The sequence below is a fragment of the Sporosarcina sp. G11-34 genome (assembly GCF_026931025.1).
Window position 1 is genome coordinate 92798 of the sequence record NZ_JAHNZW010000003.1, and the last position, 14194, is coordinate 106991.

The window sequence follows — 14194 nt, forward strand, 5'->3', positions numbered from 1 at the left end:
TTAAATGTAATATTTTTCATTAGAGTAGTAGCAGAAGGGATTATACGTAAACCAGTGTAAACCATGATTAAATTATCTGTTGTAAAAAAGAAGGAGGTAAGGAAAAAGGTCCCTTCCATCCCTAAATACTTTAATGGCAATCAAGAGCCCAAAAGAAATATCTATTCCTGTTTTTGTAAAATGATTTTGCATCATTTATTCCACAATTATAAAAAAAGAAAATGGAGGTAGTTATTTTATGAAAGCTAAGTATGATGTCATTGTTATTGGTGGAGGTTTTGCCGGTGTAACGTCAGCACGTGAAATAAGTAATCAAGGCCTTAAAACATTGGTTCTTGAAGGGAAAGACCGATTAGGGGGACGGACTTGGTACGATAACCGTCTTGGGAGAAATCTTGAAATGGGTGGGACTTGGGTCCATTGGATTCAACCCCATATTTGGGCAGAAATCACACGGTATGGATTGGAAACGGTTGAAACCCCGGCTTACGAGGAAGCTTATTGGATTGCGGACAATAAGTTGGAAAAAGGAACTCCTGAAGAGTTATTCAACATTATGGATCATGGGATGAACAAGTTTGCAGAAGAAGTAAGGGATTATTTTCCGAAGCCATCAGAACCACTTTTAAAAGAAGAAAAGTTAAAAGAGATTGATCATCTTTCAGTTGCCGATAAATTGGCAGAATTGAATTTAAGTAAAAGAGAGCAAGATTTGGTAGAAAGCATCTGGTCGCTATACTTTTGTGGTCCCCTTGCAAATGGTGGATTAACGCAGGCATTTAGATGGCAAGCCGTCTCTAATAATGATTGGAGACTTTGTATGGAAGCGACGATTGATTTTAAATTGAAAAATGGGACAAAGTCTTTAATTGATTGTATCGCAAGTGATATTAAAGGCGATATATTATTTGAGAAAATCGTTTCGAAAGTGGAGAAAAATGAAGAGGGTTATCTTGTAACAACAAAAGAAGGCGATACGTTTTTTACAAAGGCAGTCGTCGTAACCGTAGCGACGAATGTGTTGAATAATATTGAATTCAAACCGGCTCTATCCAAAGGAAAACGTGCGATATCCGATGAAAAACAAACATCCCAAGGCGTCAAGGTTTGGGCGAAAGTCCGGAATATCGCCAAGCCTTTTATGGCTATGGCCCCGGCGGAATATCCATTGAATTATGTTCAGTATGAATTTGATCAAAATGGTAATGGACTTCTTGTAGCCTTTGGGTCAGATGCTTCGAAAATAGATATTGAAAATAAAGAAGAAGTTGAACAAGCGCTACGCCATTGGATCCCAGATATTGAAGTGATTGAGTGTACTGGCCACAATTGGGTTGATGATGAACTTGTTCGTCAAACATGGTCAATGAGAAAGACAAATCAACTTACAAAATATCACGCTGAATTAGGTAGACCTGAGGGTGGGATATTCGTTTCAGGTTCTGATTATGGAGATCTTTGGGGCGGCTTTATGGATGGTGGAATTGAGAGTGGTTATAAAGTGAGTAAAAAGATTGCTCACTATTTAAAAGAAGGGAAGAAACAACTCGTCAGCAAATAAAGTTAGGGGAATCTATTGTGGGTTAAGCCTATTTATAGGAGGAGGAAGCATAATGACAAATATAAATACAGTAGACATCTTTCAGCTATCACAAAATGCATTGCAATGGGAGCCATATCTTATTGAAGGAGAAGAGTCTGGTCAAGTTGTATTATTAAGGCAGACCGAAGAAGAAAGAGGAATGGTAGTTGCAGGGTTATGGAAACATACTTCAGGTGAGAACCCAAATGGAATTCCCTTTAATGTAGCTGGAAGCGAGAGCTTTCACGTTATAAATGGAGCGGCTGAACTAACTTTGAAAAATGGTGAGGTTTTAAAAATAGAAGCAGGTAATTCATATTCTTTTGCAGCTGGATTTTCAGGGAATTGGAAAACGATTACACCTTTCAGTAAATTTTTTGTTATAACCTAAGAAAAGAAAAGAGCTAATTAGTAACGATTAGCTCTTTTCCTTTTAAATCCAAGAGGGGGTATAAAGATGATTTTTGAAACGCCAGGAAATCCAGGATCCTTAATAACTTTTAAAAAGAGATATGATAACTTTATTGGAGGTAAATGGGTGCCACCCGTTCAAGGCCAATATTTTGAAAACATCGCTCCTGCAACTGGACAATCCTTCACAAGTGCTGCCCGTTCAACAAGCGAAGATATTGAATTGGCATTAGATGCCGCACATAAAGTGAAGGATTCATGGGGAAGTACATCTGTCGCTGAAAGAGCACGTATTTTGAATAAAATCGCGGACCGAATGGAAGAAAAACTTGAAATGCTAGCAGTTACGGAAGCATGGGAGAAAGGGAAGCCGATTCGAGAAGCATTGGCTGCCGATATCCCGCTAGCAATTGATCAATTTCGCTACTTTGCAAGTGCAATCAGGTCACAAGAAGGCGGTATTAGTGAAATTGACCGGACAACCATTGGATATCACTATCATGAGCCGTTAGGAGTCGTTGGGCAAATAATTCCTTGGAACTTTCCACTTTTAATGGCCTCATGGAAGCTTGCCCCTGCTTTAGCCGCGGGTAACTGTGTTGTGCTTAAGCCAGCAGAACAAACGCCAGTTTCAATTTTAGTGTTAATGGAGCTAATTCAAGATATAATTCCAGAAGGGGTTGTCAATGTTGTAAATGGATTCGGGCTAGAGGCCGGCAAGCCACTTGCTACAAGTGATCGCATCGCAAAAATCGCCTTTACAGGAGAGACAAGTACAGGACGACTCATTATGCAATATGCTTCCCAAAATCTTATTCCTGTGACACTTGAATTAGGTGGAAAGTCCCCCAATATTTTCTTTTCAGATGTTTGCACTGACGCGGATGATGAATTTTTTGATAAGGCGGTTGAAGGGTTTGTCATGTTCGCTTTAAATCAAGGAGAGGCATGTACTTGTCCATCACGAGCTCTCATCCAGGAATCAATTTATGATAAGTTTATGGAAAAGGTATTAGAAAGAACAGCGAAAATTAAGCAAGGAAATCCTTTAGATTTAGAAACGATGATTGGTGCCCAAGCCTCCACAGAGCAACTAGAAAAAGTGTTATCTTATATTGAAATCGGTAAAGCAGAAGGAGCAGAATGCTTGATTGGGGGGGAAAGGAATAATCTTGAGGGTGATCTTAGAGATGGTTATTATGTAAAACCGACAATCTTTAAAGGGACTAACGACATGAGAATTTTTAAAGAAGAAATCTTTGGACCAGTGGTTGGAGTCACTACGTTTAAAACAGAAGAAGAAGCATTAGAAATTGCAAATGATTCAATGTATGGTTTAGCGGCCGGGGTATGGACTCGCGACTTAAATCGTGCGTATAGAATGGGACGATCAATTCAAGCAGGGCGTGTTTGGACAAATTCGTACCATTCGTATCCAGCTCATGCCGCATTTGGTGGGTATAAATCATCTGGGATTGGCCGGGAAGGCCATCAAATGATGTTGAGTCATTACCAACAAACAAAAAATATTTTGTTGAGTACACAGACTAGCCCCGTAGGCTTCTATTAAATTGAGCTCAATCGATTTGATTAAAACTATAGATTGCAAAAACACTAATTTAAATGGAGCTATTATAGCCCATTCAGATTGGTTTTTTTATGAAACTTTGTACTGAAAACAAATCAACTAAACTCGTACTTACCATATTGGAGTAGTATTGATGAAGAAGTTTTAATTCCTTAACTAGAAGAAGTGGACAGATTTTTGAAGGACATGATACCTTTGATCCTTGGAATTGAAGTAAGCATTGATACAATGGAAACTGGTGCATATCTAGACGCAACTCGAAACGGTCATAGTGAATTGTTTATCGGTCCATGGGGAACTGTAACATTAGATACGGATTACGTTTTATATCCAATGTTTCACTCTTCGAATGTCGGGGCACCGGGTAACCGATTGTTCTTGAAAAGTGATAAAGTTGACGAATTGTTAACCGCGGCACGTGTTGAAACCGATTCGGATGCACGCCTTGCCTTATACAAAGAAGTTCAAAATCAATTAGCGGAAGAAGCGCCAGCTGTTTACTTGTACTATTCGGAATTACTTGTAGGCGTTCGTGATGATTTACAAGACTTCTGGCAATACCCGAGCAGTATTTTCTATCTGGGAGATGCACATAAGTAAGATGATCTTATTTGAGAAATAGAGGATTTTGAAAATAGATAGTAGATTTGACCGGGTGCAATTTGTGCTCGGTTATTTTTATGGCGGAAAAGATACTAAGGAATCAAAGGTCTATAGGTTTTTTAGTCTATCATTTCAAGTAATACTGTGCTAATTGAATCATTTGTATAATAATCAGAAGATTCGACATTAACTTGTGATAGTATTCTCTTATAGTCTGATAGACAAAGGAGAGAGAAAAATGAAAAGGAAGAATCCGTTAAAGTTTACTGTGCTTTTATTTTTAATGATGTTGTTGGTTATATCCCCGATGGAAATAGGTGATTTAGAACTATCGGTCGGTGCAGATGATTCGTATGCAGAGCTTGCACATGAAATCAATGTCATTATGCAAGATGACCGGATTGCTGGTGCTACAACAGGCGTTAGTGTTCGAAAAGCCGATTCAGGCGAAATAGTTTATGATCATTTTGGGGATACACGACTACACCCTGCATCGAATATGAAGTTATTTACAGCGGCCGCCGCTCTTGAAACACTCGGCGAAGATTATCAATTTACGACCGAAGTACATACGGATGGTGCACTAAAAGGGAAAGTACTTCAAGGAAATTTATACTTGAAAGGAAAAGGAGATCCGACATTACTACAGGAAGACTTTGAACAATTCGCAGTAGAACTGAAAAGTAAAGGGATACAGAAAATCAAGGGTAATCTGATAGGCGATGATACATGGTATGATGATGTTCGATTATCATCTGACATTACATGGGACGATGAAAGTTATTATTATGGGGCGCAAGTTTCAGCGCTGACTGCATCTCCAAACGCAGACTATGACGCGGGATCGGTTATTGTGGAAGTAAATCCAGGTGATTCTGAAGGTGTGGAAACGAAAGTGACGCTGACACCTCAAACAGAATACGTCAATATTATTAACAATACGACGACAGTAGCTGCGGATAAGAAAAAGACAGTAACTATTGAACGTGAGCATGGTTCGAATAATATTATTATTGAAGGAGAAATGCCGCTGGAAAGCACGCGTTCACGCGAATGGATTGCAGTATGGGAACCTTCGGGTTATGCGCTTGATCTGTTTGAAAATGCTCTTTTGGCGCAAGGCATCCAGTTGATTGGTAATCACAAAATGAAGATGGGTAAAACGCCTGTAGGTACGACGTTGCTTGCTGAACGAAAATCCATGCCAATGCGTGAGTTGTTCATTCCGTTCATGAAATTAAGTAATAACGGACATGCCGAAGTGTTGGCAAAAGAGATGGGACAAGTTGTTTCTGGCGAAGGTAGTTGGGACGCTGGGATGGTAATAATTGAAGATGTAGCAGCTGACTTAGGTGTCAATACGAAGACCGTTCAATTACGGGATGCATCCGGCATGTCACATTTGAATTTGATTCCAGCACATGAAATTACACAGCTATTATACGCAGTACAGAGTGAAGGTTGGTATGACACGTACCTAACTTCTATTCCGGTTGCTGGGGAAGCAGACCGTCTAGTCGGGGGTACGCTTAGAAATCGGATGACAAGTGGGGCCGCTAAAGGTAATGTAACAGCGAAGACAGGAAGCTTGACGGGCGTGTCTGCTTTAGGTGGGTATGCTACGACAAAAGATGGGGAACTGATGATCTTCTCGATACTCATTAATAATGATTTGACGACAGTGACTCCGATTGAAGATGCGATTGCTAACGCAATTGCTGAATACAGTGCCGAATAATAGTTATTAAAAAGAAAGCCCAAAAGTATAATACTTTTGGGCTTTACTTATTGAAGAACGGCTTTGTCTTCTATTTTGACCGACCCCGTTTTAATGACTTCTGCATAGACTCCGAAGTTTCCGTTATTTTGTTGTGCAAGTGTTCGTAAAACGTTTGGATCGTTAGGTAAATCACCTTGTGCGAGTGTGGTCATAACACATCTTTTTGTCGGCTGAATAATTTTCAAGACGACATTATCCCCAATCGTTAGCATTCGATTTGTCCATTGTTCTTCTACAAAGCCTTCAGCACCTGGTACGTCCAAAATGATGTTTGGACGAAATCGTCTTGGTTCGATTCGGCTACTCGGTGTCAGCTTGCGAAGCATATCAATCGTAGAAGTTGTAATGATATGAACCATAGCTATATCAAAAAAAGTTTCTTCTGGTGAAGCTTTTGAAAAAACAGTTCCAGGGTTGTCTAGTTCTTCAATATCTTCCGGAATATACCCTTCAAATTCAACGGTTTCAAGCGATGGAGAAGAGAGTGTCACAGCTCTTTGAAAGCTTTCGGTTAAGCGAGCGTTGACATCTTCTTCGTTGCTTATGACAGTTTGTCCATTAGGTAAAGTAATCCGAACAGGTGGAATGGGCCCGGATAATTGAGTGGGTTCCGTAAAAGAAGCGCGGTAATGAAACATACCCGGCCATTTTCTAGGATTTTTCGCATTGGCCAGTTTCCCCGTTTCTTCGTCAATTACACCATATGTCCTGTCACCAAGTAGCCCTTTTTCAGTAAGTTCGCAAGCATTCAGTTCCTCCCCCATCATTGATTTGACGGGATATCTCCAAAGTGATGCTACATTCATCAGCCATTCCTCCTTTAATCATACATTTAGCATACGTCATTTTGATAGAATATTCATTCAAGTAGAAGTTTAGTAGTTTGTAGATTGACTTCCTTAGTGTGAAATGAAAAAGGCAACCTCCTATAATATAGGAAGTTGCCGCTGTAATCATAATCCGTACTGGGATTTGGCTGCCAATTTACCTTCTTCAAATGTAAAATCGGCCGACGAATGACGAGATGCACCGTCAAATTGGTATGTCTGTCTGTGATATTCTTCGTTAGCAAAACCGCTGTCGGATCTGAGGGTCCCGTCACCTCCAGTAATTTTTTTCACTTCATCATACGTCATACCTGTCTTTACAAGGTCAAAAATATCTGCCGTAATAATTGCCTCGGATTTTTTAGTAGTTGAATGATAATATCTTTTACTATCAAGTTCATCATTTACGAATCTCAGTGAAATTTGAATACCTTCCCAGTCCTCTTCTTCGAATTTATAGGAAAGTGAGTGATGGCCACGGCTTTTTGTTTCCGATTCAAGGGTCCCGTTTCCACCAAGAATATTTACAGCTTCGTTGTAATCAATTCCTCGCTGTAGTTTTTCATAGTTTTCTTTCTTCAATACTTCTTTTTCAAAGAAAGACTCTTCTCTTTCATCAAACTGTCTATCATCATCTGATTTTGCTGGCTGTGTCTTCTCTTCAGAAATTGGTGGGCTAATTTCTTTTTGTTGCCGATCAATATATAAATTAAAAAGAACCGTCAAAGCGATGCCAATAATTACACCGACAATGACAAAAATACCCGTCACACTTACTACACCGAATTTGAACCATTTAAACATGGAATAATCACCCTTTATTTAACCATTTATTCTAATTATAATAGAACGTTTGTTGAAAAAGGAAATATCGAAAGAATTCAGGTGAAAAGACCCAAGTATTTGGACATTCAACAAAGTATCCTCATTCACGACGTATATTTTTCAGGGCTGGAATCATACTACATATACTGAATTGAAAAAGATTTTTTATTTCAACACATATAAGTTTTGATTTGCCGAAAGGAGAAAAAACAGTGGATAACGACCAACAACCTAATAATGAGCAACTACAACAACTTAAACAATTACAAATCCAACTCCAACAATTAGAGCTGCAAATTCAATTACAACAGCAAAAAAAGAAGCAGGAAGGAGAGCAAGAAGCTCCAGAGCAAGAAGCCCCAGAGAAAGAGAAAGAGGAATCTACACAAAGTGGATCTGAAAAAAAGGGGCAGACAGATGCAGTACAAGAAGCACGTCGCTATTATGAGGTCCCGATGATTATTTCAACGATAGATATTGGTCATATTAAAGAATTATTAAATTCGAATTTACTTGCGGTAAAACAAATTCGGCAAGCCACTCAAAATTGCCAACTTCCAGATTTAAAACATCAATTTGATGAATTAAGTCAAATCTATTTGAAACACTATGACAATTTACTAGGTTTTTTAAGTGAAAATGGGGGCAATGTCCAATGAATTCTTCTCAAACAATTAAAAACCCAAAAACCGAGCTTTCAAAGAAAACAACATTTAATGATGATGATTTACTTAATGCAGCACTTTCAACTGGAAAAAACTTGTGTAACTCGTACGCGGCGTCGATGCAAAGTGCAAGTAGCGAAAAATTGTACTTGCTATTATTCACAATGTTTAAAGATATTTCACAGCAAAATCGGAAACTGTTAGATTTACAATTCCAGCACGGCTGGTGCTCGTTTACTCAAGCCACCACAGATGAAATCAAAGAGCTTAAAGGACAGTACGATGAAAGCAGGCAACAATTTAAATGATAAATAACGCATAAAATAACCCGTTCCTGGGCTTGTTTATCCAGGAACGGGTTATTTAACGTGCATTTACCTAATTCTTTCACCTTCATAATATATCGTAAAATATTATAGAATAAGCGCCGAAGCGAATTAGGCGCGGTGTTCCGTTAGTAATGAAGTCGAATTGATAGTGGAACTTTCCATACATAGGTATCATTCATGATAAGAATTAGCTAAGGAGTGAACAGATTTGCAGTCTAATAAAGTAAGGAAATTCAACAATATCCCGCTTTCCGTCCTAGATACGGCGCCTATTATCGAAGGTGGCAGTACCGGACAAACGTACAGAAATAGTGTGGAACTTGCCCAACATGTTGAAAAGTGGGGGTTCAATCGTTATTGGTTAGCTGAGCATCATAATATGCCGGGCATCGGAAGTTCCGCAACGTCTGTACTTATTGGTCATATTGCGGGGGCGACGGAAAGAATACGTGTTGGCGCGGGAGGAATTATGCTTCCAAACCATGCACCGCTTGTTATTGCCGAACAGTTCGGCACACTTGAATCTATTTATCCCGGAAGAATCGACTTGGGACTTGGTCGGGCGCCTGGCTCAGATCAAGCGACGGCTTATGCATTACGTCGCACATTGCAAAGTAGCGGTGATGATTTTCCAGAACAATTAGCTGAACTGGAAATGTTTTTTGAAGCGAATCCAGAAGCCCGTGTACGTGCAGTGCCCGGAGAAGGCATGAAAATTCCGATATGGCTTCTTGGTTCAAGTGGCTTTAGTGCACAACTTGCGGCGCATAAAGGACTTCCGTTTTCATTTGCAAGTCATTTTGCACCGGCATACGTATTACAAGCGATGCAACTTTACCATCAAAACTTTAAACCTTCAAAAGTTCTTAAAGAACCGTATGCAATGCTTGGCGTAAATGTGATTGCAGCCGAAACGGACGAAAAAGCCGAGTGGTTGGCAACTTCACAGCAGTTGCAATTTTTAAGTATTACAACAGGGAAGCCGTCATTGCTACGCCCACCCGTCGATAATATGGATGCACATTGGTCACCTCATGAAAAAGCGTCGATTGGGAAAACGCTCGATCCACGCACAACAATTGTCGGTAGTCCCGAAACCGTTAAACGAAAGCTTGAAAGTTTTATTCATGAAACAAAAGCCAATGAACTTATTATTAACACCCAAATTTACAATCAAGAAGATCGCCTTCATTCATATGAAATACTTGCAGAAATGATGAATTGAATTGGCTAGCACAATCCCTAAACGGATTGTGTTTTTTTCTTGTAAATGATATTTTTCGGTGTTTGCCTAGTATTATATGAAGAATAAAGAACATTGAAATCTTTTCGGGTTATGGGGGGCGAACATATGGAAAAGGCGTAAAAAAATTCAAATATGCTTACAAGAGCGTTGCCTGGGCTTTTAATTTTTTTAGTAGTCACATTGTTTGGTATTTATGCAGCGGATCTGTTGGGAATGTTCATTGTGAAACTTGGGCTCTTACCTGAAGGAAGTGCAAGTCCAGTCTCCGGAATTTTCGTCGCTATTTTACTAGGAATTATTATTTGGAACATAATTGGATTGTCTACAATATTCCTTGAAGGTGTACAGTTTTCTGTTAAATATGCATTGCGTGCCGGTATTATTTTACTGGGCCTTCGCTTAAGTCTTACGGAAGCGTTGAAACTGGGGGCGTGGGGGCTTCCACTTATTATTGCCTGCATAAGTTGTGGGTTAGTTGTTACACTCTATTTCACAAAAAAGTTGAATCAATCGAATCGATTGGGAACGCTGATTGCTTGTGGAACTGGCATTTGTGGAGTCACTGCAATTATGGCCGTTTCACCTGTCGTCAAAGCGAGGGATAATGAAATTTCCTATGCTGTCGCAAATATAACGATTTTTGGGTTAGTCGGAATGTTGTTTTACCCGTATTTAGCGAATCTTTTTTTCGCAAACAATCCGATTAAAGCAGGGTTGTTTTTAGGTACTGCGATTCATGATACGGCCCAAGTTACTGGTGCGGCTTTAATTTTTAGCCAAATGTATGATATGGAAAAGGCGGTCGACGTTGCAACGGTTACAAAACTGACGAGAAATCTATTTATTATTGCAGTTATTCAGCTCGTCTCTTATTTCTTTTTCAAAAGTGAGGGTAAAAAAGAAGAGGGAAATGAATACGAATTACCTAAATGGTATAAGCTCATTCCCTTGTTTGTTATTGGTTTTTTAGTACTTTCATTTATACGAACAATTGGTGATGTGACGGTCACAAATACGGGTGCAGCGTTTGGTTTCCTTGATCCATCGACGTGGACGGAATTTTATAATTCTTGGAGCTCATTTGGATCCAAATATATGCTCGGATTGGCTATGGCTGGTGTGGGATCATCGACCAATTTTAAAGTTTTCAAAGGGCTTGGGATAAAACCTTTCTATATCGGATTGATTGCAGCATTATCTGTTGGATCAGTCAGTTTGTTATTTGTATCTCTTTTTGGTCATTTAATTGTGGTTTAGGTTAACAACCCTTTTTCTTACTCTATAAATAGTGAAAGACCACATTAAATCCAAATGTGGTCTTTCGCTATTTTGCGTATTAAACACCGAGAAAGCACAATACGACGGGAATCGTCAAGATGCTAATTAGGGTTGTAATAAATGTTGTAAATGATACGAGATCAGGTTCGGTCCCGAACTGTAAGGCGAACATCGTCGTATTTGCAGCAGCCGGCATGGATGCTTGTACAATGATCACAGCTTTTAATAGATCGTTCACCGGCATGAAATATAGAATTCCAAATGCAATTAACGGGGACAAGACCATACGAATCACAACGACCGCTGAAACATAGCGATAAGCTACCTTTTTTCTCGCAATCGCGGCGAGCTGCATACCAAGAACGAGCATAACCGTTGGAATAGATGCATCAGCAACAAGGCTAATTCCCGTCATTAATGTTTCAGGAATCGTTATTTTTACCAATTGAAGAAGAATACCAGCAACGGCCGCATAGATAAGCGGCATCCGGATGACACGTTGAACGGATTGACGCAACGTCGCTTTTTCCTCACCGCCGATAGATGCAAAGAAGATGCCGACGCTGTTCATTAACAACGACTGAAAAACCATCATAATAACTGCATAATCAAACCCGACAGTTCCGAAAGCGAATAGAACTACGGGTGCGCCATAGTTTCCACTGTTCATGAACACGCCACCAAGAATCATTGCTGATAACTCCGACCGCGTGGACTTCATAAGTAATGCCGTAATCCATACAACTAGTAGAAGGACAAAAGTAAGAATTAAGCTAAATGAAATGATATAAAAATAGTCCATCGTTAATTCATTTGTGTAAAATGTCCTAAATGCCAAAAACGGGGACATTAAATAAAGAGCTACCGTTGAAATGGATTTAATGTCAAATCCAATTGTTTTTTGACCTATGTAACCAATTGAAAAGATGATGAATACCGGTAAAATAATTAAGATTAAATCCAAACTTATTCCCCTCCCTCTTTTCCATATCATAGCATGCAAGAGGGAATTTGGATTCAGGTACTTTGAAAATGTTATCTTATGTTTAAATATATGTTGAACACATGATGATTTATATAAAAAAGTGCCGTGGCGGATTCAATGGGATTCTTTATTTCAACATATATACTGGGGAGCTTGCGCCGTGCTTCTGTTTATTGGTAAGATTCAATTACTATATGGTGACAGTATATATGGAAGGAAGGGTTATCATTGATTCGGACGATAGGGCTTACGAAAGAAAATAAACTGGTTTTTGATTTCCCGTTAGAAGACATACATACTCAGTCATTCAAATGGTATTGGGTTGATTTGGATCAGCCCGATGCAAAAGAGGAATTATTATTGCACTCGTTTTTTCACTTCCATCCGCTTGCCATTGAGGATTGCTTTCACCGGCTTCAAAGACCAAAAATGGATCACTATGATGAGTACATTTTCTTTGTGCTGCATTCTATATGTCATGAAAGTCTAAAGGCAGAGGAAGTGAATCTTTTTCTTGGAAAGAATTTCGTTGTAACTTTTCATTACACAAAAGTTCTGGAGTTGGAAAGGGCTCGTGAAAGAATAGCACAATACCCCAACGAATGGGAGCAAGGCCACGTTTTAATTACGCACCAAATTATTGATGAAATCATCGATGATTACTTTCCAATTCTATATAAAATTGAAGATAATTTGAATGAGATTGAAGACACTCTTTCCCCTTCAACCGTGCATCTATCTATGGATTCTGTATTTGATGTTCGAAGCAACTTACTTAAGTTACGACGCACTATTTTGCCAATGCGCGAGCTTTTGCATCGAATGATTAGTTCTGAACGGCTAGGGCTGTCCACAAATGAGCGCGCTTACTATAGTGATATATACGATAAATTGCTGAGGTTAGGGGATATATTGGAATCAAATAGGGAACTGACAGCTGATATAAGGGACAGTCAATTATCCATTAATTCGAATCAGATGAATCGAATTATGATGATTCTTACGATTATCTCATCTGTTTTTATTCCACTGACGTTTATTGCGGGGATTTACGGCATGAACTTTGAGGTCATGCCAGAACTGAAGTGGCGGTATAGTTATCCAGTTGTCATAATTGGTATGCTTATAATTGGGGGGACTATGTTGTTGTGGTTTAAGCGTAAAGGATGGCTTCGTTTGTTTAAATCGTAAACCAAGGAAATTATCATTAAACTGGAGGGGTTTTCATGGAAGAAATAGTTTCTTTGAAAAATGTATCTTTTACAAGAGATGGGCGAGAGATATTACGTCATATCAATTGGTCGATTCAGAAAAATGAGCAATGGGGAATTTTAGGATTGAACGGATCAGGGAAAACTTCTCTCTTGAATATCGTATCTGGTTACCAATTTCCGTCATCGGGTGAAGTGAGTGTATTAGGAAATCTATTTGGAAAAACCAACTTACCAGAACTTCGCAAAAAAATCGGATTCGTCAGCAACTCATTGGATCGATTTTCCCAGTACTTTAACAATGAAATGATGGAAAAGGTTGTAGTGAGCGGTAAATTTGCGAGTTTTGGACTGTATGAACAAGTGGCTAAGGAGGATTGGGAGAAGGCGAATTCTCTTCTAGAGCGCTTGCGTTTAACGTATTTGAAAGGGAAGCGGTATCAGTTACTGTCTGAAGGGGAGAAAAGAAGGGTACTCATCGCCCGTTCGTTAATGAGTGATCCCGAACTACTTATTTTAGATGAGCCGTGTTCAGGGTTAGATCTACTTTCACGTGAGCAGTTCTTACAATCGATAAATGAGATTATGAAAAACGAATGCCATATCGTTTATGTGACTCATCATATTGAAGAGTTTGTCGAAGGAATTTCACATGTACTACTTCTTAAGGATGGGGAAATTATTGCGGCAGGGCCAAAGAAAGACGTCGTAAGGGATGATTTACTAAGTGAAACATACCAAGTACCCGTGCATATCGGCTGGGAAGATGAACGTCCATGGCTTACGGTGAAAAAATAGTACGTATTTTGAATGAAACAGATGAAATCGCTTACAAAAAATGCCGGGGGTGCTGTTGACTTTGGT

Annotated in this window: 14 protein-coding genes; 11 read left to right on the forward strand and 3 right to left on the reverse strand. The window is 39.3% G+C overall.

Going from position 1 to position 14194, the window contains the following annotated elements:
- Positions 1 to 238 precede the first annotated feature (238 nt).
- From KSU66_RS04670 to dacB, 5 genes are all read left to right on the forward strand, one after another.
- On the forward strand, positions 239 to 1561 hold the full coding sequence (locus tag KSU66_RS04670; RefSeq protein ID WP_269050258.1) for a flavin monoamine oxidase family protein: 1323 nt from the start codon (positions 239 to 241) through the stop codon (positions 1559 to 1561).
- Positions 1562 to 1613: 52 nt separating this feature from the next.
- Entirely contained in the window at positions 1614 to 1973 is a 360-nt protein-coding gene (locus KSU66_RS04675) for a cupin domain-containing protein (RefSeq protein WP_269050259.1), read from the forward strand.
- Positions 1974 to 2039: 66 nt separating this feature from the next.
- Positions 2040 to 3563: an acetaldehyde dehydrogenase ExaC gene (gene exaC / locus KSU66_RS04680; RefSeq protein ID WP_269050260.1), complete on the forward strand. Its 1524-nt coding sequence runs from the start codon at positions 2040 to 2042 to the stop codon at positions 3561 to 3563.
- A gap of 204 nt (positions 3564 to 3767) precedes the next feature.
- A complete protein-coding gene (locus KSU66_RS04685; RefSeq protein ID WP_269050261.1) occupies positions 3768 to 4181 on the forward strand; it encodes a hypothetical protein in 414 nt (137 codons plus the stop codon).
- A 241-nt stretch (positions 4182 to 4422) separates the two neighbouring features.
- The gene (gene dacB / locus KSU66_RS04690; protein WP_269050262.1) at positions 4423 to 5922 is read left to right on the forward strand and encodes a D-alanyl-D-alanine carboxypeptidase/D-alanyl-D-alanine endopeptidase; all 1500 of its coding nucleotides are present in this window, start codon (positions 4423 to 4425) and stop codon (positions 5920 to 5922) included.
- A gap of 47 nt (positions 5923 to 5969) precedes the next feature.
- Here the strand turns inward: dacB and KSU66_RS04695 are convergent, their stop codons facing one another.
- Together KSU66_RS04695 and KSU66_RS04700 are read right to left on the reverse strand one after the other, a co-directional pair.
- Positions 5970 to 6770, reverse strand: a complete 801-nt coding sequence (locus KSU66_RS04695) for an MOSC domain-containing protein (RefSeq protein ID WP_269050263.1) — start codon at positions 6768 to 6770, stop codon at positions 5970 to 5972.
- 147 nt (positions 6771 to 6917) lie between these two features.
- Complete coding sequence (locus KSU66_RS04700) at positions 6918 to 7595, reverse strand: DUF3862 domain-containing protein (protein ID WP_269050264.1); 678 nt, start codon at positions 7593 to 7595, stop codon at positions 6918 to 6920.
- A gap of 233 nt (positions 7596 to 7828) precedes the next feature.
- Here KSU66_RS04700 and KSU66_RS04705 point away from each other — a divergent pair, with 233 nt between their 5' ends.
- The 4 genes from KSU66_RS04705 to KSU66_RS04720 all read left to right on the forward strand — a co-directional run bounded on the left by KSU66_RS04705 (position 7829) and on the right by KSU66_RS04720 (position 11113).
- A complete protein-coding gene (locus KSU66_RS04705) occupies positions 7829 to 8275 on the forward strand; it encodes a hypothetical protein (RefSeq protein ID WP_269050265.1) in 447 nt (148 codons plus the stop codon).
- Positions 8272 to 8589 carry a spore coat protein gene (locus tag KSU66_RS04710; RefSeq protein WP_269050266.1) on the forward strand — a complete coding sequence of 106 codons (318 nt, stop codon included), beginning with the start codon at positions 8272 to 8274 and terminating at the stop codon, positions 8587 to 8589. The genes KSU66_RS04705 and KSU66_RS04710 overlap by 4 nt, the downstream gene beginning before the upstream one ends.
- A 229-nt stretch (positions 8590 to 8818) precedes the next feature.
- Complete coding sequence (locus KSU66_RS04715; protein WP_269050267.1) at positions 8819 to 9835, forward strand: LLM class flavin-dependent oxidoreductase; 1017 nt, start codon at positions 8819 to 8821, stop codon at positions 9833 to 9835.
- Between the two features lie 153 nt (positions 9836 to 9988).
- Positions 9989 to 11113, forward strand: a complete 1125-nt coding sequence (locus tag KSU66_RS04720; protein ID WP_269050268.1) for a YeiH family protein — start codon at positions 9989 to 9991, stop codon at positions 11111 to 11113.
- A gap of 79 nt (positions 11114 to 11192) precedes the next feature.
- Here KSU66_RS04720 and KSU66_RS04725 read toward each other — a convergent pair whose 3' ends face one another.
- Positions 11193 to 12098 (reverse strand): AEC family transporter, encoded by a 906-nt coding sequence (locus KSU66_RS04725; RefSeq protein WP_269050269.1) that lies wholly within the window; start codon positions 12096 to 12098, stop codon positions 11193 to 11195.
- A gap of 249 nt (positions 12099 to 12347) precedes the next feature.
- Between KSU66_RS04725 and corA the strand changes: the two genes are divergently transcribed.
- Positions 12348 to 13310, forward strand: a complete 963-nt coding sequence (corA, locus tag KSU66_RS04730; protein ID WP_269050270.1) for a magnesium/cobalt transporter CorA — start codon at positions 12348 to 12350, stop codon at positions 13308 to 13310.
- A 35-nt stretch (positions 13311 to 13345) separates the two neighbouring features.
- A complete protein-coding gene (locus KSU66_RS04735) occupies positions 13346 to 14128 on the forward strand; it encodes an ABC transporter ATP-binding protein (RefSeq protein WP_269050271.1) in 783 nt (260 codons plus the stop codon).
- Positions 14129 to 14194 lie beyond the last annotated feature (66 nt).

Bases quoted from the DNA above. Each gene is read 5' to 3' on its own strand.
- KSU66_RS04675 (WP_269050259.1), top strand. From the start codon at position 1,614: ATGACAAATATAAATACAGTAGACATCTTTCAGCTATCACAAAATGCA.
- KSU66_RS04685 (WP_269050261.1), top strand. From the start codon at position 3,768: ATGATACCTTTGATCCTTGGAATTGAAGTAAGCATTGATACAATGGAA.
- exaC (WP_269050260.1), top strand. From the start codon at position 2,040: ATGATTTTTGAAACGCCAGGAAATCCAGGATCCTTAATAACTTTTAAA.
- KSU66_RS04670 (WP_269050258.1), top strand. From the start codon at position 239: ATGAAAGCTAAGTATGATGTCATTGTTATTGGTGGAGGTTTTGCCGGT.
- KSU66_RS04695 (WP_269050263.1), bottom strand. From the start codon at position 6,770: ATGAATGTAGCATCACTTTGGAGATATCCCGTCAAATCAATGATGGGG.
- KSU66_RS04700 (WP_269050264.1), bottom strand. From the start codon at position 7,595: ATGTTTAAATGGTTCAAATTCGGTGTAGTAAGTGTGACGGGTATTTTT.
- dacB (WP_269050262.1), top strand. From the start codon at position 4,423: ATGAAAAGGAAGAATCCGTTAAAGTTTACTGTGCTTTTATTTTTAATG.
- KSU66_RS04735 (WP_269050271.1), top strand. From the start codon at position 13,346: ATGGAAGAAATAGTTTCTTTGAAAAATGTATCTTTTACAAGAGATGGG.
- KSU66_RS04720 (WP_269050268.1), top strand. From the start codon at position 9,989: ATGCTTACAAGAGCGTTGCCTGGGCTTTTAATTTTTTTAGTAGTCACA.
- KSU66_RS04710 (WP_269050266.1), top strand. From the start codon at position 8,272: ATGAATTCTTCTCAAACAATTAAAAACCCAAAAACCGAGCTTTCAAAG.